The organism is Streptomyces sp. NPDC046931, from assembly GCF_040644655.1.
In the GTDB taxonomy this organism is placed as follows: Bacteria; Actinomycetota; Actinomycetes; order Streptomycetales; family Streptomycetaceae; genus Streptomyces.
Window position 1 is genome coordinate 1 of sequence record NZ_JBEYWX010000049.1, and the last position, 18,220, is coordinate 18,220.

The 18,220-nt window shown below is 72.3% G+C and carries 19 protein-coding genes; 12 read left to right on the forward strand and 7 right to left on the reverse strand.

Annotated elements, in window-relative coordinates; all coding sequences use genetic code 11:
- On the forward strand, positions 1 to 1,235 hold a 1,235-nt coding region (locus ABZ876_RS38650), incomplete at its 5' end, for a GAF domain-containing protein (RefSeq protein WP_361790975.1).
- 54 nt (positions 1,236 to 1,289) lie between these two features.
- Here ABZ876_RS38650 and ABZ876_RS38655 read toward each other — a convergent pair.
- Positions 1,290 to 1,991: a response regulator transcription factor gene (locus ABZ876_RS38655; RefSeq protein ID WP_361790978.1), complete on the reverse strand. Its 702-nt coding sequence runs from the start codon at positions 1,989 to 1,991 to the stop codon at positions 1,290 to 1,292.
- A gap of 304 nt (positions 1,992 to 2,295) precedes the next feature.
- Here ABZ876_RS38655 and ABZ876_RS38660 point away from each other — a divergent pair, with 304 nt between their 5' ends.
- From ABZ876_RS38660 to ABZ876_RS38670, 3 genes are all read left to right on the forward strand, one after another.
- Positions 2,296 to 3,222 carry a universal stress protein gene (locus ABZ876_RS38660; protein ID WP_361790981.1) on the forward strand — a complete coding sequence of 309 codons (927 nt, stop codon included), beginning with the start codon at positions 2,296 to 2,298 and terminating at the stop codon, positions 3,220 to 3,222.
- Between the two features lie 209 nt (positions 3,223 to 3,431).
- Positions 3,432 to 4,337 (forward strand): universal stress protein, encoded by a 906-nt coding sequence (locus ABZ876_RS38665; RefSeq protein ID WP_361791023.1) that lies wholly within the window; start codon positions 3,432 to 3,434, stop codon positions 4,335 to 4,337.
- Positions 4,338 to 4,465: 128 nt separating this feature from the next.
- Positions 4,466 to 6,847 carry a phosphoketolase family protein gene (locus tag ABZ876_RS38670; protein WP_361790984.1) on the forward strand — a complete coding sequence of 794 codons (2,382 nt, stop codon included), beginning with the start codon at positions 4,466 to 4,468 and terminating at the stop codon, positions 6,845 to 6,847.
- Positions 6,848 to 6,883: 36 nt separating this feature from the next.
- Here the strand turns inward: ABZ876_RS38670 and ABZ876_RS38675 are convergent, their stop codons facing one another.
- A complete protein-coding gene (locus ABZ876_RS38675; RefSeq protein ID WP_361790987.1) occupies positions 6,884 to 7,273 on the reverse strand; it encodes an STAS domain-containing protein in 390 nt (129 codons plus the stop codon).
- Positions 7,274 to 7,535: 262 nt separating this feature from the next.
- Here ABZ876_RS38675 and ABZ876_RS38680 point away from each other — a divergent pair, with 262 nt between their 5' ends.
- From ABZ876_RS38680 to ABZ876_RS38695, 4 genes are all read left to right on the forward strand, one after another.
- Positions 7,536 to 8,606 carry a zinc-dependent alcohol dehydrogenase family protein gene (locus tag ABZ876_RS38680; protein WP_361790990.1) on the forward strand — a complete coding sequence of 357 codons (1,071 nt, stop codon included), beginning with the start codon at positions 7,536 to 7,538 and terminating at the stop codon, positions 8,604 to 8,606.
- Positions 8,607 to 8,625: 19 nt separating this feature from the next.
- Positions 8,626 to 9,300, forward strand: coding sequence for a pyridoxamine 5'-phosphate oxidase family protein (locus tag ABZ876_RS38685; RefSeq protein WP_361790993.1), 675 nt, complete (start codon positions 8,626 to 8,628; stop codon positions 9,298 to 9,300).
- Positions 9,301 to 9,371: 71 nt separating this feature from the next.
- Positions 9,372 to 10,094, forward strand: coding sequence for a CBS domain-containing protein (locus tag ABZ876_RS38690; protein ID WP_361790996.1), 723 nt, complete (start codon positions 9,372 to 9,374; stop codon positions 10,092 to 10,094).
- Positions 10,094 to 10,693, forward strand: coding sequence for a hypothetical protein (locus ABZ876_RS38695; protein WP_361790999.1), 600 nt, complete (start codon positions 10,094 to 10,096; stop codon positions 10,691 to 10,693). Before ABZ876_RS38690 ends, ABZ876_RS38695 begins: the two co-directional genes overlap by 1 nt.
- Positions 10,694 to 10,783: 90 nt before the next feature.
- Here the strand turns inward: ABZ876_RS38695 and ABZ876_RS38700 are convergent, their stop codons facing one another.
- Together ABZ876_RS38700 and ABZ876_RS38705 are read right to left on the reverse strand one after the other, a co-directional pair.
- Positions 10,784 to 11,437 (reverse strand): CBS domain-containing protein, encoded by a 654-nt coding sequence (locus tag ABZ876_RS38700; RefSeq protein ID WP_361791002.1) that lies wholly within the window; start codon positions 11,435 to 11,437, stop codon positions 10,784 to 10,786.
- Positions 11,438 to 11,447: 10 nt separating this feature from the next.
- Entirely contained in the window at positions 11,448 to 11,903 is a 456-nt protein-coding gene (locus ABZ876_RS38705; protein ID WP_361791005.1) for a cyclic nucleotide-binding domain-containing protein, read from the reverse strand.
- Positions 11,904 to 12,498: 595 nt separating this feature from the next.
- Between ABZ876_RS38705 and ABZ876_RS38710 the strand changes: the two genes are divergently transcribed.
- Together ABZ876_RS38710 and ABZ876_RS38715 are read left to right on the forward strand one after the other, a co-directional pair.
- Positions 12,499 to 13,374, forward strand: coding sequence for a universal stress protein (locus tag ABZ876_RS38710; RefSeq protein ID WP_361791026.1), 876 nt, complete (start codon positions 12,499 to 12,501; stop codon positions 13,372 to 13,374).
- Between the two features lie 71 nt (positions 13,375 to 13,445).
- Positions 13,446 to 13,997: a hypothetical protein gene (locus tag ABZ876_RS38715; RefSeq protein ID WP_361791008.1), complete on the forward strand. Its 552-nt coding sequence runs from the start codon at positions 13,446 to 13,448 to the stop codon at positions 13,995 to 13,997.
- A gap of 53 nt (positions 13,998 to 14,050) precedes the next feature.
- On the opposite strand, the gene ABZ876_RS38720 is transcribed toward ABZ876_RS38715, so the two are convergent.
- The 3 genes from ABZ876_RS38720 to ABZ876_RS38730 all read right to left on the reverse strand — a co-directional run bounded on the left by ABZ876_RS38720 (position 14,051) and on the right by ABZ876_RS38730 (position 16,878).
- Positions 14,051 to 14,671 (reverse strand): L-threonylcarbamoyladenylate synthase, encoded by a 621-nt coding sequence (locus tag ABZ876_RS38720; RefSeq protein WP_361791011.1) that lies wholly within the window; start codon positions 14,669 to 14,671, stop codon positions 14,051 to 14,053.
- A gap of 85 nt (positions 14,672 to 14,756) precedes the next feature.
- The gene (sthA, locus tag ABZ876_RS38725; RefSeq protein WP_361791014.1) at positions 14,757 to 16,160 is read right to left on the reverse strand and encodes a Si-specific NAD(P)(+) transhydrogenase; all 1,404 of its coding nucleotides are present in this window, start codon (positions 16,158 to 16,160) and stop codon (positions 14,757 to 14,759) included.
- A gap of 187 nt (positions 16,161 to 16,347) precedes the next feature.
- Positions 16,348 to 16,878, reverse strand: a complete 531-nt coding sequence (locus ABZ876_RS38730; protein WP_361791017.1) for a pep a2 — start codon at positions 16,876 to 16,878, stop codon at positions 16,348 to 16,350.
- A gap of 323 nt (positions 16,879 to 17,201) precedes the next feature.
- Here ABZ876_RS38730 and ABZ876_RS38735 point away from each other — a divergent pair, with 323 nt between their 5' ends.
- Both ABZ876_RS38735 and ABZ876_RS38740 read left to right on the forward strand, forming a co-directional pair.
- Positions 17,202 to 17,510 carry a DUF5133 domain-containing protein gene (locus ABZ876_RS38735; RefSeq protein ID WP_361791020.1) on the forward strand — a complete coding sequence of 103 codons (309 nt, stop codon included), beginning with the start codon at positions 17,202 to 17,204 and terminating at the stop codon, positions 17,508 to 17,510.
- Positions 17,511 to 17,609: 99 nt separating this feature from the next.
- On the forward strand, positions 17,610 to 18,220 hold a 611-nt coding region (locus tag ABZ876_RS38740), incomplete at its 3' end, for a maltotransferase domain-containing protein (RefSeq protein WP_361791029.1).

Sequence of the window (18,220 nt, forward strand, 5' to 3'; positions counted from 1 at the left end):
GCGGCGCCGCGGAGTTCGACGCCGAGGACGAGGCGGTGCTGTCCACCCTGGCGGTGGCCGCGGGCGTCGCCGTCGAGAACGCCCGGCTCTACGAGGAGACGCGGCTGCGCGAGCGCTGGCTCAGGGCGAGCTCCCAGGTCACCAGCGCCCTGCTGTCGGGCGCCCCGGGCCCGGACGTGCTGGAGATGATCGTCGAACAGGCGCGGGGGATCGTCTCCGCCGATGTGGGGATGATCGCCGAGCGGGTGTCCGGGGAGACCGTGCTGCGGCCGCTGCTCGCGGTCGGCCTGGAGGCGGAGCGGCGCCGGGGCCTGGTGGTGTCCGGACGGGACGGCTTCGTGGATGCGGCGTTGAGCACGACCGAGCCGGTGGTCAGCGCGGACATCCAGAAGGACGCCCGGATCGTCCGGGACTCCGACCTGTGGGCCGGACTCGGGCCCGTGCTGGGAGTGCCGCTGGTGGCCAGCGGCAAGTCCCTCGGGGTGCTGCTGCTCGGGCGCACGGCGGGCCGCACCCCGTTCACGGACACCGACGCCGGTCCGCTGCTCGGGTTCGCGGGGCAGGCCGCGCTCGCGCTGGAGCTGGCCGAGCGCCGTCGGGAAGCCGAGCAGATCGCACTGCTCCAGGACCGTGACCGCATCGCCCGCGATCTGCACGACCTCGCCATCCAGCGGCTGTTCGCGGCCGGTATGACGCTGCAGAGCACCCAGCGCTTCGTCGACCACCCCGAGGCCGCCGAACGGCTGTCGCGGACCGTCGACGACCTCGACGAGACCATCAAGATCATCCGGTCGACCATCTTCGGCCTGCGTACCCATGGCGGCCGGGCGAAGGAGCAGACGGGTCTGCGCGCCCGGATGTCCGCGACGGTGACGGCGTCGGCCGCCTCCCTGGGCTTCACGCCCGCGCTGCGGATCGAGGGACTCGTGGACACCGATGTCCCCGACGACGTCGCCGACCAGGTGATCGCCGTCCTCGGTGAGGCCCTGAGCAACGCGGCCCGGCACTCCGGGGCGGACCACGTGGACGTGCATCTGCGGTTGGCGGCGGGTGCGTTGACGCTCACGGTGGCCGACGACGGTCGCGGGGTGCCGCGGGGCGCCCGCCGCAGTGGGCTGCGGAACCTGGAGGAACGGGCCGTTGCCCTCGGCGGCACCCTCACGGTAGGCGAGCGCCACGAGGGCGGCGGGACGCGGCTGGTGTGGGACGTCCCGATACGGCCGGAAGGGGACTGACGGCCCGTCGCACCCGGCGGCCACCGCACCCGAACGGTGCGGCACGCCCCCGGCTCACCGGGTGGGGCCGCCCCCGGGCGCCGGTGTCGCGAGGTGGGAGGCGAGTACCGCGGCCTGGACCCGGCGCTGCACACCGAGCTTGGCCAGCAGCCGGGAGATGTGGTTCTTGACCGTCTTCTCCGACAGATAGAGCTTCCGGCCGATCTCCCTGTTGGTCAGCCCGTCCCCGATCAGCGCGAGGATCTCCCGCTCGCGCGGCGACAGGCTCGCCAGCTCCGGTGCGACCGCCGGCTGGTCGGCGGGGTCCGCGCGCAGGGAGCGCATCAGCCGTGCCGTCGTCGCCGGGTCCAGCATGGACTGCCCGGAGGCGACGGTGCGTACCGCCGAGACCAGGTCGGAGCCCTTGATCTGCTTCAGCACATAGCCAGAGGCTCCGGCCATGATCGCGTCGAGCAGCGCGTCCTCGTCGTCGAACGAGGTCAGCATCAGACAGGCCAGCTCCGGCATCCGGCTGCGCAGCTCACGGCAGACGGTGATGCCGTCGCCGTCCGGGAGGCGTACGTCGAGGACGGCGACATGCGGCCGCAGCGCCGGGCCGCGGGCGAGCGCGTGCTCCACCGTGTCGGCGTCACCGACCACCGAGATATCGGGTTCGGTGTCCAGCAGGTCGGCCAGGCCGCGTCGGACGACCTCGTGGTCGTCCAGCAGGAACACCCGGATCGGGCTGTCCTCGGTGAAGGTGGGCGCCTCGGCCATCCGGACCTCTCCTTCTCGGGGCGGGAACGGGCTGCGGACCGCCCTCGACCACGATCGTCACCCACGGGTGACCGGAAGCACTAGGGCCGACCGGCCCCGTACCCCCACCATGCCTTCCTCCTCAGGCCCTCGCATCGCTTCTCCCAGTGGTCGGTGCGCTGCGCGCGGAGCATGCTGGTCCTCGAAGGAGCGCCCCCGGTGGGCAGGGAGACCGACGCTTGTCGGCGTGGGGGCCGCGTTCCGGCCGCGGTCATGGACCGCCCGGCCGTCGGGCCGTCCAGGCCATGCGCTGGAGGTGCGCACCATGGCTCAGCATGTCACCGCGGGAGTCGACGCAACGACCGAGAGCCTCGCGGCCGCCCACTGGGCCGCCCGGGAGGCCCTGCGCCGTGGCGCAGGGCTGCGCCTCGTGCACGCCTGGAGGGGGCAGCCGGGGTTGGTGCCCCCCGTGTCCGCCGACACCGCTCGGCGCCGTGTCGCCGAGCGCGACCTGCGGCGGTCGGTCGCCAGCGTGCGCGCCGCGCACCCGGGGCTGCGGATGGAGGACGTGCTGCTGTCCGCCTCCCCGGTCGCCGTCCTGCTCGCGGCCGCCGAGGAGGCGGAGGTACTGGTGCTCGGATCCCGTGGCCTCGGCCGGATCGCGGGGTTCGCGCTCGGGTCCGTGTCCCAGCGTGTCCTCGCCCGGTCATCGCGCCCCGTGGTGCTCGTCCGGGCAGGCGAGACCACCGCGGACGAGCATCTGCCCGCTCTGGACGGCGTCTCGCCCGAGGAGATCCCGGAGACCCCCTACCGCGACGTCGTCCTCGGGCTGGACACCGAGCACCCCTCCGACGAGCTGCTCGGGTTCGCCTTCGAGTCGGCCCGCCGCCGTGACGCCGGGCTGCGCGTGATCCACGCCATGGGCGCGGTCCCGGCCCACGCCGACGACGGCCCGCCGGACACGGCACCCCCCGGGGAACCGCTCGCCGGACGGGACCACATCCTGGTGGCGGCGCTCCGCCCCTGGTGCGAGAAGTTCCCCCGGGTCCCGGTGACCGAGAGCGTCGCCGAGGGGCGGGCCGCCGCCGAACTGGTGCATGCCTCCGCGTGCGCCTCCCTTCTCGTCGTGGGGCGCCGGAGGCGGGACGCCCATCTGGGACCGCACATCGGCTCCGTCACCCACGCGGTGCTCCACCACGCCCGCTGCCCGGTCGCCGTCGTACCGCACGCCTCAATGGGTGACAGCGCTTGAACGGCTGCACCGTTTGAACGGGCGACAGCGCTTGAACGGGTGACTCGGCTTGAACGGATGACAACTCTCGCCGGGCGGGCCCAGACACCGGTCGGCCCCACGGCCGGGACCTACGGCCCCTCCCCTCCGAGGCCCCGCGGCCCCACGCTGGAAGCGGATCCGGAGCCTCCCCGAGAGCCCCGCGATCCACGATTCGGGAGGTGGAGACCATGCCCCGCCCCGTCACCGTCGGACTCGACGGCTCGTCCGAGAGCCGGGCCGCCGCCGAATGGGCGGCCCGCGAGGCCGGGTTGCGCGGCCTGCCGCTCACGGTGGTCCACGTCTGGGAGCCCATCCCCGACCTCCTGATACGGGCCCCCCTGCTGGGCACCGAGACCCGACAGGACTGGGTCGCGAGGATCCCGCGCGAGGCCGCCGAGGGGCTTCGGCTGCGGCACCCCGGCGTCGAGGTGACCGCCGAGCACCTCGCCGGACGGCCCGCCGAGTTGCTGGTGGAAGCGGCCGAGCACGCCGAACTGCTCGTGCTGGGTTCGCGTGCGCTGGGCGGAGCCGGCGGGTTCCTGCTCGGCTCGGTGTCGCTCGCCGTCGTGGCCCGCGCCGTACGGCCGGTGATCCTGGTCCGTGCCGGAGAGCAGGCCGCCGACGAGCACGAGAGGGATCCCGTGGGGATCCCGTCCGCGGCCACCCGGTTCCGTCCCGTGGTGCTGGGGCTCGACATCGGCGGCGCGGACGCGTCGCTGATCGGATTCGCCTTCGAGGAGGCCGCCCACCGCGCTGCCGCACTGCACGTCGTGCACGGCTGGAGCCTGCCGTTCACCTCCGCCGCCGGCACGGCCGCCGAGGTCGATCCGCATGACCGGTACGGGCGGGAGCGGGCCGGTGCCCTCAGCGAGGTACTGGGTGTGTGGCGGCAGAAATACCCCGCAGTCGAGGTGGTGGAGCGGGCCCGGTCGGGTTCCGCCGCCGCTCTGCTCGTCGACGCCTCGCGGGAGGCGTCGCTGGTGGTCGTGGGCCGGCGGATCCGCCGCAACCCGCTCGGCGTCCACATCGGCTCCGTCGCCCACGCCGTCCTGCACCACGCCACCGCACCCGTCGCCGTCGTCGCACACGACTGACCGGCCCCGGGGCATCGGCCCGCACGTCCCCCGCCGGCCCTCGCGCCGCCTCGTCCGCGCACACCGGCCCTCGCGCCGCCCCGTCCGTCCGTTCGATGAACAGCTCCCGACGACTTGTGGAGTCACCCATGCCGCACGCCGACCACCGGACCGGTACCCCGCCGGCCGACGACGAACTGCGCACCCTGGACGCCCACTGGCGGGCCGCCAACTACCTCGCCGCGGGCCAGATCTATCTGATGGCCAACCCGCTGCTGACCGAGCCCCTCAGGCCCGCGCACATCAAGCCGCGGCTGCTCGGCCACTGGGGTACCTCGCCCGGGCTGAACCTCGTGTACACGCACCTCAACCGGGTCATCAAGGCGCGCGGCCTCGACGCCCTGTGTGTCTGGGGGCCCGGACACGGCGGTCCGTCAGTGCTCGCCAACTCCTGGCTGGACGGCAGCTACAGCGACACCTACCCGGACGTGACCCGGGACGCGCAGGGGATGGCGAAGCTGTTCCGCCAGTTCTCGTTCCCCGGCGGCGTACCGAGCCATGTCGCGCCCGAGGTGCCCGGGTCCATCCACGAGGGCGGCGAGCTGGGCTATTCGCTCGCGCACGCGTACGGAGCCGCCTTCGACCACCCGGAGCTGCTGGTCGCCTGCGTCATAGGCGACGGTGAGGCGGAGACCGGACCGCTGGCGGCCTCCTGGCACTCCACCAAGTTCCTGGACCCGGTCCACGACGGGGCGGTGCTCCCGATCCTCCACCTCAACGGCTACAAGATCGCCAACCCGACCGTGCTGTCCCGGCTCCCGGAACCCGAACTCGACGCCCTGCTGCGGGGATACGGTCACGAGCCGATCCATGTGGCCGGTGACGATCCGCTCCAGGTCCACCGGGCGCTGGCGGCGGCCTTCGACGAGGCCCTGGACCGTATCGATCTGATACGGCGCACGGCTCGGCAGGAGGGAGTGCCGGAGCGGCCGCACTGGCCGATGATCGTGCTGCGTACCCCCAAGGGCTGGACCGGTCCGAAGGAGGTCGACGGCGAACCGGTCGAGGGCACCTGGCGTGCCCACCAGGTGCCGCTGGCCGGCGTCCGGGAGAACCCCGCGCACCTCGCACAGCTGGAGGCGTGGCTGAAGTCGTACCGGCCCGGGGAACTGTTCGACGCCGACGGCCGCCCGAGCGCCGACGTCCTGGCGTGTGTGCCCTCGGGCGCCCGCCGGCTGGGCGCCACGCCTTATGCCAACGGCGGGCTGCTCGTCCGCGACCTGCCGGTTCCCGACCTGGACGACTTCGCGGTGCCCGTCGACAAGCCGGGCGCGACCCTGCACGAGCCCACCCGGGTCCTCGGCGGACTGCTGGAACAGATCATGAAGGACACCGCCGCCCGGCGGGACTTCCGCCTGGTCGGTCCCGACGAGACCGCCTCGAACCGGCTTCAGGCCGTCTTCGACGCCAGCGGCAAGGCATGGCAGGCGCAGATGCTGCCGGTGGACGAACACCTGGACCGGCACGGCCGCGTCATGGAGGTCCTCTCCGAACACCTCTGCCAGGGCTGGCTGGAGGGCTATCTCCTCACCGGACGGCACGGGCTGTTCTCCTGCTACGAGGCCTTCGTGCACATCGTCGACTCCATGGTCAACCAGCACATCAAGTGGCTGAAGACATCGCGGCGGCTGCCCTGGCGCGCCCCCGTCGCCTCCCTCAACTACCTGCTCACCTCGCATGTGTGGCGCCAGGACCACAACGGCTTCTCCCACCAGGACCCCGGTTTCGTCGACCACGTCCTCAACAAGAGCCCCGAGGTCGTCCGCGTCTATCTGCCCCCGGACGCCAACACCCTGTTGTCGGTGGCGGACCACACCCTGCGCAGCCGCGACTACGTCAATGTGATCGTGGCCGGCAAGCAGCCCTGCTTCGACTGGCTTTCCATGGACGAGGCGCGTGTCCACTGCGCGCGCGGCGCCGGAATCTGGGAGTGGGCGGGCACCGAGAACGACGGCGAGCCGGATGTGGTGCTCGCCTGCGCGGGTGACGTACCCACCCAGGAGGTGCTCGCCGCGGCCCAGTTGCTGCGCCGCCATCTGCCCCGGCTCGCGGTCCGCGTGGTCAACGTGGTCGACATGACCCGGCTGCTGCCGCACGAGGCGCACCCGCACGGCATGACGGACTTCGAGTACGACGGCCTCTTCACCCCCGACAAGCCGGTCGTCTTCGCCTACCACGGCTACCCTTGGCTGATCCACCGACTCGCCTACAGCCGCAACGGTCATCACAACCTGCACGTGCGCGGCTACAAGGAGTCCGGGACCACGACCACCCCGTTCGACATGGTGGTCCGCAACGATCTGGACCGCTACCGCCTGGTCATGGATGTCATCGACCGCGTGCCAGGGCTCGCGGTGCGCTCCGCGGCCGTACGCCAGCAGATGGCCGACGCCCGCACCCGCCACCACGCCTGGATCCGGGAGCACGGCACGGATCTGCCCGAGGTCGCGGAGTGGAGCTGGACATCGTGACTCCGGGGCGTGCCGGCGCGGACGCGGTACGGCGCCTCAGCGCGCCGTCTCGGGGCCCACCGCGTCCGGCGCGGGCACGGCCCCGGGGGGCAGGTGCTGGCCGATCTCGAAGACATCGGCCAGCCGGGTGTGGCGCAGGAGCCGCAGCACAGGGGTGCCGTCGACGACGAGCCGCAGGCGGCCGCCCCGCGCCAGGACGCGGTTCCGGGCCCGGCACAGCAGGCTCAGCCCGGAGCAGTCGATGAAGGACACCGGGCGCAGGTCCAGCACCAGATCGGGGCACGGAGCGGCGGTCAGCGCGTCCAGGCGCGGGCCGAGGGTCAGCGCCGCGACGATGTCGACCTCGCCGCGCAGCCGTACGACGGTCGTCCCGCTGCCGACGCGTTCCGGGTCGCCGGGCGACGACCCGGACGGGGTTTCGCGCATGGTCCGAGACAAGCGGAAGCGGGCATGCCGCCGAAAGGGCCGTTCGGTCCCGATCGACCGGGATCGAACGGGGCAGGTGCGGCGCACCGGGGGAGTACCGCCGGGCGGTCCGCGATCCAGGGCGACCGGCCGAGCAAATACCGGGATAATCGGAAAATCTGGATAACAGGGGCATCTGTGGCATCCTGACGGTGTCCGGCCCCACAGCTTCCGCCGAGTCCCCGCACCGCAGAAGGCCCGGGGAGAGGAAGGAAGGACCACCATGAAGGGCTTCGTCTTCCACGGCACCGGACAGGCCGCCTGGGAGGAGGTCCCGGATCCCGACATCAAGGACCCCACCGACGCGATCGTGCGCGTCGACTGCGTCACCATCTGCGGAACGGACCTGCACATCCTCAAGGGCGACGTACCCGAGACACACCCCGGCACCGTACTGGGCCACGAGGCGGTCGGCGAGATCGTCGAGACCGCCACCGATGTGCACACGGTACAACCCGGTGACCGCGTCCTGGTCTCCTGCATCACCGCCTGCGGACGGTGCGGCTACTGCTGGGAGCGGACGTACGGCCAGTGCCGCGGAGGCGGGGGCTGGATCCTCGGCCATCTGATCGACGGCACCCAGGCCGAATACGTCCGGGTCCCCTACGCCGACCTGTCCCTCCACGCGCTGCCCGGCACCGTGGACAGCAAGGACGCCGTACTCCTCGCGGACATCTTCCCCACCGCCTACGAGGTGGGTGTGCTCAACGGACACGTACGCCCCGGCGACACCGTCGCCGTCGTCGGCGCCGGGCCCATCGGGCTCGCGGCGATCGCCACGGCCCGGCTGTTCGCCCCCGAACGCATCGTCGCAGTGGACCTGGCCCCGACACGGCTGGACGCCGCGAAACAGCTCGGTGCCGACGCCCTGGCCGAACCCGGCCAGGCCCAGGAGCTGATCTCCGATCTCACCGACGGGCTGGGCGCGGACGTGGTCATCGAAGCGGTCGGGGCGCCGGAGAGCTTCGAGCTGTGCACGCGCCTGGTGCGCCCAGGCGGACACGTGGCCAACATGGGCGTCCACGGCAAGCCCGTGACCCTGCACCTCGAGGACCTCTGGAGCAAGGACATCACTCTCACCACCGGTCTGGTCGACACCTACTCCACGCCCACGCTGCTGCGGATGGCGGCCGCCGGCCGGCTGCCCACCTCGTCCCTGGTCACGCACGCCTTCCCGCTGGACCACATGGAGGAGGCCTACGACGTCTTCGGCCGGGGCGCCGACACGGGCGCACTCAAGGTGGTACTGGGGGGCGGGCAGCAGCACGAAGTCGTCGCCGTCCGGGCGGCGTGAGGAGAGGGAGTGACGGGCCATGGCCCTACAGGGATCCTCGAAGACGACGGAAGGGCATCACGCGGGCGCTCTCGGGCGCAGGCTCGCCCTGCGGCGTGAGGAACTCGGTGTGTCCCGGGACGAGGCGGCCGCCCGGGCGGGCATGGCTCCCAGCTACCTCCAGTACCTGGAGGAGCAGCCCACCGCCGCGCCGGGTGTGAGCACCCTGCTCAGACTGGCCGGAGCACTCGAGACCACGGTGCTCGAGCTCACCGGCGGCGACGTCGAGCTGCCGCCCGGCCTCGGCCAGGCCGGAGGGCATCCGAAGTTCGCCGAGATGACCATCCAGGAGTGCCGTGACCTGCTCTTGTCGCACGGCGTGGGACGCCTGGCGGTGCCCACCGTCTCGGGGCCGGAGATCGTCCCGGTGAACTACTGCGTCATCGACGGCGCGGTCGTCTTCCGGACCGCGCCGGGCACCGTGCCGTCCCAGGCGTCAGGAACCCAGGTGGCCTTCGAAGTCGACCGCATCGACGCCTCGTTCAGCCAGGGCTGGAGCGTGCTGGTGCGCGGGCACGCCAGCACGGTGACGGACCCCGACTCCGTACGCCGGCTCGAGGACCACGCGCACTGCGAGCCCTGGCCGGGCGGGCAGCGGGACCTGTGGATCCGTATCGAGACGCTCTGCATCACCGGGAGGCGCATCACCGTATGACCCCGGGCGCGGCGGACCCGGGTGCGGTTCGTCGCCCTGTTGTCCCCGCCTCGACACCACCGGAGGACACCATGCACGGCACCCCGCGCCTCGTGAGCGACGTCATGACCAGCCGGGTCGTCGCCCTGGGCCGGGCGGCGACGTTCAAGGACATCGTCAAGACCATGCGGGAGTGGAACGTCAGCGCCCTGCCCGTGGTGGAGGAGGAGTACAGGGTCGTCGGCGTCGTCTCCGAGGCGGACCTGCTGCGCAAGGAGGAGTACCGCGACAGCGACCAGGACCGGCATGCCCGGCTCGAGCGGCTGTCCGACCTGGTCAAGGCCGGAGCGGTGACCGCCGGGGAGCTGATGACCGCCCCGGCCGTCACCGTCGCCGCCAACGCCACGCTCGGCCAGGCCGCCCGGACCATGGCCCGCTCCGGGGTCAAACGGCTGCCCGTCGTCAGCGACGAGGGCGCGCTGCTCGGCATCGTCAGCCGCTCCGACCTGCTCAAGGTGTTCCTGCGGGAGGACGAGGACATCGCCGAGGAGGTCCGCGACGAGATCGTCGCCCACCTCTTCCCGGCCTCGCCGGAGCCCGTCCGCGTGGCGGTGCACGACGGGGTCGTGCGCCTTACCGGGCGCATCCCGGACACCTCGCTCGTGCCCGTGGTGACCCGCCTGGTGCGCGGCGTCGAGGGCGTGGTGGACGTGGACTGCGCGCTCGCGGGCCCGCCCCGCCGCCCGGACCTCGACCCCGACCTCCCCGGCGACGACGTCCTCCACGGGACCTGGGGCGCCGGAAGCATCAGGTGATGGCAGCGACAGGGCGTACCAGAGGGACGCCAGGGGCCGGCGCGTGGCTGTGGCGATGGCGGCGCAATCCGCTGCGGCGCGGCAGTGACCGGCTGGAAGCGTGGCTTCTCCTCGGCATCTGGGCACTCGTCCTCCTGTCCGGCGTGCTCGGGGGCCGGACGGCGGCGGGAGCCGTCGCCCACGCGCTCGCCGCGCACCGCGCCCAGTGCCACGAGGCCCGGGCCGTGCTGACGCACGACGCGGTCCGCACGCCGTGGGCGCTGTCCGTGGACGGCGGCGGGGGAGTGTGGGCGCAGGCGCGCTGGACCGCCTCCGGCGCGCCCCACACGGGCATGGTGAAGGTCCGGCCCGGCACGAAGGCGGGCACTGCGGTCACCGTGTGGACGGACCGCTCGGGCGACCTGATCTCCAGGCCCGCCACCGGGGGTCAGGCCCACGCGCAGGCGGCGGTCGTGGGGGCGCTCGCCGGTATGGGGGCCGCGGGCGGGGTGCTGGTCTGCGGACGGCTGCTGCGCGCGCGCCTGAACCGCCGGCGCATGGAGGCATGGGACCGGGAGTGGGAGCATGTCGGGCCGCAGTGGCGGAGGATGACCGGTTGACCGGTCTTCTGCTTGGCCGTTCTCCCGCCTGACGGTTCTTCTGCGCGGCCGGCACGGCCGGCGCCGTCCGGCGGGCGGGGACGGGCCGTGTCAGGTGACGTCGGTCCCGGAGAGGTGGCAGTCCACGTCGACCACACCCTCGACGGCATGGGCCAGGCGCAGCGCCACCGGGATCAGGGGACTGTCCTGGACCTTCCCCGTGAGGGTGACGACGCCCTCGGTGACCATGACGTGGACGGGCTCGACCGGGGCCGGGAAGAGGATGTCCACGATGTCCCGGCGTACCTCGTCGGCGATGTCGTTGTCCGGCCGCAGGAAGGCCTTCAGGAGGTCCGCCCGGCTGACGATGCCTTCGAGCATGCCCTCGTCGTCGACGACGGGAAGCCGCTTGACCTTGCGCTGGGCCATGATCCGGGCGGCCCGGGCGAGGCTGCTCCCGGCATGGACGGTGATCGCGGGGGAGGACATCAGCTCGCCCGCCGTCACCGCGTCCGCCCCGGCCGGGTCGGACAGCCGCCGCGCCCGCCCGTACCGGTCCGGGCCGCCCTGCCGCACCTCCTCCTTCGGCAGCAGGTCGGCCTCGGAGACGACGCCGACCACCCGGCTCCCGCCCTCCAGCACGGGCAGGGTGCTGACGTTCCACCGGTCCATGCGGTCGACGACGTCCTTGAACGGGGCGTCACGGCCGACGGCGACAACGGCGCGGGTCATCACGTCGCCCACGACGTGGGGGCTGCCGGTCACGGTGTCCTCCTCAGCGGTCTCCGCTGCCGTACGGTGCGTACAGGTCGAGCAGCCGGGTGCGGGCCGCGTGCAGCCGGTGGGCGAGGACCCGGCCGATCCAGGTGGCGATGGCGCGGCCGAACTCGGCGTCCGCGTCGCACATCGCCCGCACGGTCACGGCGTCGAACTCGTAGGCCCGCACGGGGGTGACGGCCTCGGCGCCCAGCTGCCACACATGCGGGGTGAAGTGCCAGGACCAGCCGACCAGTTCGCCGTGCCCGAGCGACTCGATGACGGCGGAGCGGCGGCCGGGCACATGAAGGTCCAGCGCCACGCTCCCGGTCCGGACGATCCAGAACCGGTCGGCGTGCCGGCCCTCCTCGAACAGCCGGGTTCCTTCCGGGAACGAGACCTCGCTGGCGATCTGCATCAGCCGTTCGCGGTGCTCGGCCGGGAGGGCCGCGGTCATGGTGGTGCCGGAGGTCATCGCTCCATGTCCTTTCGTTCCGGTCGCCGGGGCCGGTCGGCGAATGCTTCCGCGGTGCGGCGGCCTCCCGACCGTGCTCTGCGGGAGACCGGGGCATTTCTGTCTTCAGCGTGGCCGTGCACCGAGTACCGCGCCACGGGCCGCCCGGTCCCGGCACAGGGGGACCATCGGCCTCCGGGCCGGGGCCGACGGACCTCCGGGGGCCTTCCTCTCACGTGGTGCGGCCGGGGACTTGTGCTCCTCTTCCCGAGCGCGAGTGCGCGCGCCCCTGCCCGGCCCGCTCCCGGCCGTCGGGGCCACCCGGCGGCTCCACCAGCACGCCATGACGAGGCGGAAAGGACCCCATCCGCTTCTCGCGGATCCTGATTGCGCGGTGCGCGGCAGCCGGCCGCTGCTCCGCGTCTCTTACGGGCCCTTTCCGTCTCCTTCAGGACACCACGCGAGCGATGGAACCGCCAGATCTGGGCGGCAGGGCCTTTTCGTCCGGGAACAGGACCGCACAGGCCCTCCTGCCGAGCCCTCCGCGGTGCGATGGTGATAAGGAGACGCTCCCGTGCTGCGCGCCGCCGCAGCCCGGTGGAAGGCGGTGGAAGGGATGGAGCTGCCCTTGGTCGTGGGCGTCGACGGATCGGAGCCCAGTCTCACCGCGGTCGACTGGGCCGTGGACGAGGCGGCCCGGCACGGGCTGCCGCTCCGGCTGGTGTACGCCTCCTTGTGGGAACGCTACGAAGGCGGGTCACCCTCGGACGACCCCGAACAGCGGTCCGAGGAAACGAGGGTGGACGACGTCGTCGACTCGGCGGCCGAGCGTGCCCGCCGGCGCGATCCCGCGGTGGGGGTCTCCACGAGGGTCCGGCCCGAGGACTCGGTGTCCGCGCTCCTGCACGAGGGCCTGAGCGCGACGGCCCTGGTCACCGGAAGCCGTGGCCGAGGAGGGTTGAAAGGCCTGCTCCTCGGCTCGGTGAGCCTGGCCGTGGCCGCGCGGGCGCACTGTCCCGTGATCGTCGTCCGCGGCGACCCGGCCGGCCTGGCCGGTGCGCACGAACGGATCCTGCTCGGGGCCGGCGACCCCGCCGCGACGGCCGAGGCGGTGCGGTTCGCCTTCCGCGAGGCCGAGGCACGAAACTGCGTCCTCGATGTCGTACGGGCCTGGCGCCGCCCGGCCCACGAGACCACCGACCAGTCCGCGCCCGCCGGGGTACCGGTGCGCCTGCACGAGCAGCGGGCGTCCCTGCTGCTCGATGCCCTGCTGCGGGACGCGGCGGCCGACCACCCGGCCGTCCGGGTGCGGCCCGACACGGTCGAGGGGCCGGCGCGCACGGTGCTGCTGAAGCGTTCGGCGGCCGCCGACCTAGTGATCATCGGAGCCCGGCGCAGGAAGGGCCACTTCGGCCTCCAGCTCGGCCGGGTGGGCCACACGCTGCTGCACCACGCGGACTGCCCGGTCGCGATCGTGCCGCAGCATGAGTGACCCGTCTCGTCCGGACCCGGATGTGATATGAACCATTTCCACCCTTTCACCCGATGGGTAGGGTGACGCGAATGTCAGCCGACCTGTCCCCCGTCATAGCCGCCACCACACAGTGGCTGCTGCGCTCCTATCCGGGCACCGGCGGAGCGCTGGACGCCGCCCTGGCCGAGGCCCAGGCGTCCCAGGCCGTCATGGTCGCCGCCTGGCTGCGCTATCCCACCGTCACCGACGCCTCCCTCGTCGCCCTCGTCGGGCCGGGCGGCTCCGCCCGCCTGGACTGGCTCACCGGATACGACGCGGCGGCCGCCGACGAGACCGACGCCGACTGGCGCACCTGGGTGGACGAAGTGGTCGCGAGCTGGGCGGCCAGCTTGCTGACCACCGCGTCCCTCGCGCGGGACGCGGTCGGCGCGCTGGCCGGCAGCGACCACACGGCCGGCCTGGCGTTCGACTTCCGAAGGCTCACCGATCCCGGCGAGCGGGACCGCCGCGCGGCTCCGCTGCTGCGCCACCCCGACCTGCTGGCCGCGCTCGCCGGACTCCACCGGGACTCCCTCGTGCGCCGGCTGCACGGCGAAACGGTGGACGAGGAAGGCCCGGTCGGGGATCCGTTGACCGGCTGAGCTGCGACGGTCGCGGGCGTGCCCCGGCCGACGGGAGGCCGGGCGCCCGCCCGTCACTCGAACCGTGACGTGTCGCCGGCCCCCTTGCGTACGATCTCCGGCTCGCCGGCGGAGAAGTCGATGACCGTGGTGGGCTCCGTGCCGCAGTCGCCCGAGTCGACCACGGCGTCCACGACATGGTCGAGCCGCTCCTTGATCTCCCAGCCTTGGGTCATCGGCTCCTCCTCGCCCGGCAGCAGCAGCGTGCTGGACAGGATCGGCTCACCGAGCTCGTTGAGCAGCGCCTGGGCCACCACGTGGTCGGGGATCCGGACGCCGACCGTCTTCTTCTTCGGATGCAGCAGTTTGCGCGGCACCTCGCGCGTCGCGGGGAGGATGAATGTGTAGCTGCCCGGCGTCGAGGCCTTGATCGCTCGGAACACGTCCTTGTCGACGTGCACGAACTGACCCAGCTGTGCGAAGTCCCGGCACACGAGCGTGAAGTGATGACGGTCGTCGAGATGGCGGATCGCGCGGATACGGTCGATGCCGTCGCGACTGCCCAGCCGGCACCCCAGCGCGAAGCAGGAGTCCGTCGGATAGACCACGAGCGCACCGTCGCGGATGCTCTCGGCGACCTGCCCGATCGTGCGCGGCTGGGGGTTGTCCGGGTGAATGTCGAAGTACCTTGCCACCTGCCGAGTGTCGATCACATGGGGCCGTGCTGTCCATGCGAGGAGCCCGGCCGCGCACGCGATGTGAGTCCTCGGGCCGTGCCGGTCAGTCCTTGAGCCGGTCGATCTGCCGGATCTTGTTGGTCGCGTCCAGTGCGGCGACCTTGTACGACTCCGCGAGCGTCGGATAGTTGAAGACCGCGTTGACCAGGTAGTCGACCGTGCCGCCGCACCCCATGACCGACTGGCCGATGTGGATCAGCTCGGTGGCCCCGCTGCCGAAGCAGTGGACCCCGAGCAGGGTGCGGTCCTCCGGGGAGACCAGCAGCTTCAGCATGCCGTGCGAGTCGCCGATGATCTGCCCGCGGGCCAGTTCCCGGTAGCGGGATATGCCGACCTCGAACGGAACGCGGTCCTCGGTGAGCTGATCCTCCGTCCGTCCGATGAAGCTGATCTCGGGGATGGTGTAGATGCCGATCGGCTGGAGGGCGGTCAGCTCGTCCACGGGCTCACCGCAGGCGTGGTACGCCGCCATGCGGCCCTGCTCCATCGAGGTTGCGGCGAGCGCCGGGAAGCCGATCACGTCACCGACGGCGTAGATGTGCGCCACCTCGGTGCGGTAGTGCTCGTCGACCGTGATGCGGCCGCGCGCGTCGGCGGTCAGGCCCGCCTTGCCGAGGTCGAGTCCGTCGGTCACGCCCTGTCGTCCCGCCGAGTACATCACGGCGTCGGCGGGGATCTTCTTGCCGCTCTCCAGGACGGTGAGGGTGCCCTTGGGGTGCCGCTCGACGGCCGCGACGGTCTCCCCGAAGCGGAAGGTGACGGCCAGCTCCCGCAGGTGGTACTTCAGCGACTCGATCACCTCGACGTCGCAGAAATCCAGCATTCCGGGCCGCTTCTCGACCACGGTGACCTTGCTGCCGAGGGCGGCGAACATGGAGGCGTACTCCATGCCGATCACACCCGCTCCCACGATGACCATCGAACGGGGCACCCGCTCCAGGGCCAGGACGTTGTCCGAGTCCATGATCGACCGGCCGTCGAACTCGACGCTCGCGGGCCGGGCGGGCCTGGTGCCGGTGGCGATGACGATGTGCTCCGCGCTCAACAGCCTTTCGTCGCCCGTCCCTTCGCGTACGGCGACGGTGTGAGGGTCCGTGAACCGGCCGGTTCCGGTGAACAGGGAGACATGGTTGCGGGAGAGCTGACTGCGGATGACGTCGACCTCCCGGCCGACCACATGCCGGGTGCGCGCGGTCAGGTCGGCGACGGTGATGTCCTCCTTGAGCCGGTAACTCTGTCCGTACAGATCCCGCTGGGTGAGGCCGGTGAGATAGAGAACGGCCTCCCGCAGGGTCTTGGAGGGAATGGTCCCGGTGTGGAGGGAGACCCCGCCGAGCATGTCGGGGTTGTCGACGACGGCGACCCGGCGGCCGAGCTTGGCCGCGGCGATGGCGGCCTTCTGGCCGCCGGGTCCGGATCCGATGACGAGCATGTCGAAGTCAGGCACGTCCGGAGTCTGGCAGCACCGACCCCCGGGCCGGAAGGGCGGCGTCACGTGTGGGTGCGCACGGGGCGCAGGCACCGTCCGTACCGCGGTCGCCAGGCCCTGTCGCCGGACTCCCGCCTGCCCCGCCCTTCGGGCGGACGACGGGAGCCGGACGGCAGCGCTTGGACGACAGCGTGGACGACAGGGCCTAGGCGGGGACGAGGGCCGGCTCCGGCCGCTCGGCCGCCTGCTCCTCCCGGTCCCGCGCCGTTGCCACCGCCGGCAGCGGCAGGGCACGCGGGACGGGGCGGGTCGCGCGCAGGCTGGGGGCGGGCGCGACCGGAACGAGGGGTGCCCGCTCACCGGACCGGGCCCGCTGCGAGAACCAGACGATCTTGCCGCCGGCAGCGGTGGCACAGTAGCCCCAGCCGTTGCTCAGCGCCGCGATCTTCGTCAGGCAGCCGCTCGGCGCGTAGTGCGGCCGGATGTCCCGTTCGGCGTCCTGGACCGCGGTGATGAGGTGCTGACCGTTCCACCACATCTCGATCGTGGTGTTCTTGTCTGCCGCATGCCGGTCGATCGTGTGCAGGAGCGCCTCGGCGCACTGGCACACGGGCTCGACGAGCATCTCGAGGTCCCAGTAGCGGAGGTGGGCGGCCAGGATCCGCCGGACCTGCCCGATACGCTCCGGGCTGAGTTCCATGTCGAGGTGGTAGTAGCAGGGCTGTGCGGTCTTCATCGTCGTTGACTCCTCACCGGCGAAGCTCTCGCTCCTCCTCCGGCCCAGGGGGCCGAGCCCCGATCACGAAGCGTGAGCGTTCATCGCTTCTGAGTAAGTCCAGAGTGAGAGCACTACTCCATTCGTGCAACACGAAGCGCACCCGACACTGTGGTTGAAACCCGAACAGGACGCTGCGCGTCGGACCGTGCACCATGGGTGAAGGTCTCGATCGCCGTAACGGATCACCTCGCGTCCGTGCACGGCCGTCGCGCACCCTCCGGACGGCGCCCCGCGCAACGCCCCGGAACCGTGCTCAGCGCAGAGTGGGAGGTGACCGTGCCATGCTCCAGCCGGCCAGAGCCGAGGTCGCCAGACACCTCGAGCAGTACCGGGCCTGGGAGCGCCGGATGCTCGCGTCTCCCGACAACCGCGCCGTCCGCGGCAACTTCGAGGACACGGGCTACACGTTGTGCGTGCTGATGGGCAAGCGCTGCGCACGTGAGGCCGTCGACGCCGCCGAGCTGTACCTGAACGCCCGTCACCCCCGCTCGATGCGCGATCCCTGCCACCCACGCGACCCGCGGGAACCCACCGACCGTCGTGAGCGGACCGTGCCCGGAACGTGTCACGCACCGTCGGCGAACGCTTAGGAGGCGGCCGTACGCAGCTGTGAGACGAAGACCGCAGAGCCGGCGCCCACCGAGTGTCTAGAACGGCGGAGGAGGTGAGGACCGTTGGAACCGCAGGCCGTGCACCGGGAGGCGAACCCCCCTGTCGCCGACGGCGCGAGGACCGTGACCGGGCGCATACCGATCGTCGATGTCCGGCCCGCCGTCGAGGGCGGGAGACGGCCGGCCAAGGCGGTGGAGGGAGAGACCTTTCAGGTCACCGCGACGGTCTTCGCCGAGGGGCACGGCGCGATCGGCGCCAACGTCGTTCTCCGGGACCCGGAGGGCCGTCCCGGTCCCTGGACGCCGATGCGTGAACTGGAACCCGGATCGGACCGCTGGGGTGCCGAGGTGACACCGTCGTCGACCGGCAACTGGACCTATCTCGTGGAGGCGTGGAGCGATCCGGTCACCACCTGGCGGCGGCACGCGCAGATCAAGGTTCCCTCCCGCATCGACGTGGCCCTGGTCCTGGAGGAGGGCGCCGACCTGTACGAGCGGGCAGCCGCCGGAGTGCCGGACGGACCCCGGCGGCAGACGATCCGGGCGGCCGTCCGCGCCCTGCGCGACGAGTCGCGCCCACCGGTCGCCCGTCTCGCGGCGGCGTTGTCTCCGGAGGTGGACGGGGTGCTGGGGCGGTTTCCGTTGCGTGAGTTGGTGACGTCGTCGGATCCGTTGCCGTTGCTGGTGGA

What these genes read in the sequence shown, in the direction of transcription:
- ABZ876_RS38680 (WP_361790990.1), top strand. Translation starts at nt 7,536, where the DNA reads ATGAAGGGCTTCGTCTTCCACGGCACCGGACAGGCCGCCTGGGAGGAG.
- ABZ876_RS38705 (WP_361791005.1), bottom strand. Translation starts at nt 11,903, where the DNA reads ATGACCTCCGGCACCACCATGACCGCGGCCCTCCCGGCCGAGCACCGC.
- ABZ876_RS38655 (WP_361790978.1), bottom strand. Translation starts at nt 1,991, where the DNA reads ATGGCCGAGGCGCCCACCTTCACCGAGGACAGCCCGATCCGGGTGTTC.
- ABZ876_RS38660 (WP_361790981.1), top strand. Translation starts at nt 2,296, where the DNA reads ATGGCTCAGCATGTCACCGCGGGAGTCGACGCAACGACCGAGAGCCTC.
- ABZ876_RS38690 (WP_361790996.1), top strand. Translation starts at nt 9,372, where the DNA reads ATGCACGGCACCCCGCGCCTCGTGAGCGACGTCATGACCAGCCGGGTC.
- ABZ876_RS38695 (WP_361790999.1), top strand. Translation starts at nt 10,094, where the DNA reads ATGGCAGCGACAGGGCGTACCAGAGGGACGCCAGGGGCCGGCGCGTGG.
- ABZ876_RS38675 (WP_361790987.1), bottom strand. Translation starts at nt 7,273, where the DNA reads ATGCGCGAAACCCCGTCCGGGTCGTCGCCCGGCGACCCGGAACGCGTC.
- ABZ876_RS38685 (WP_361790993.1), top strand. Translation starts at nt 8,626, where the DNA reads ATGGCCCTACAGGGATCCTCGAAGACGACGGAAGGGCATCACGCGGGC.
- ABZ876_RS38710 (WP_361791026.1), top strand. Translation starts at nt 12,499, where the DNA reads ATGGAGCTGCCCTTGGTCGTGGGCGTCGACGGATCGGAGCCCAGTCTC.
- ABZ876_RS38715 (WP_361791008.1), top strand. Translation starts at nt 13,446, where the DNA reads ATGTCAGCCGACCTGTCCCCCGTCATAGCCGCCACCACACAGTGGCTG.
- ABZ876_RS38730 (WP_361791017.1), bottom strand. Translation starts at nt 16,878, where the DNA reads ATGAAGACCGCACAGCCCTGCTACTACCACCTCGACATGGAACTCAGC.
- ABZ876_RS38665 (WP_361791023.1), top strand. Translation starts at nt 3,432, where the DNA reads ATGCCCCGCCCCGTCACCGTCGGACTCGACGGCTCGTCCGAGAGCCGG.
- ABZ876_RS38735 (WP_361791020.1), top strand. Translation starts at nt 17,202, where the DNA reads ATGCTCCAGCCGGCCAGAGCCGAGGTCGCCAGACACCTCGAGCAGTAC.
- ABZ876_RS38670 (WP_361790984.1), top strand. Translation starts at nt 4,466, where the DNA reads ATGCCGCACGCCGACCACCGGACCGGTACCCCGCCGGCCGACGACGAA.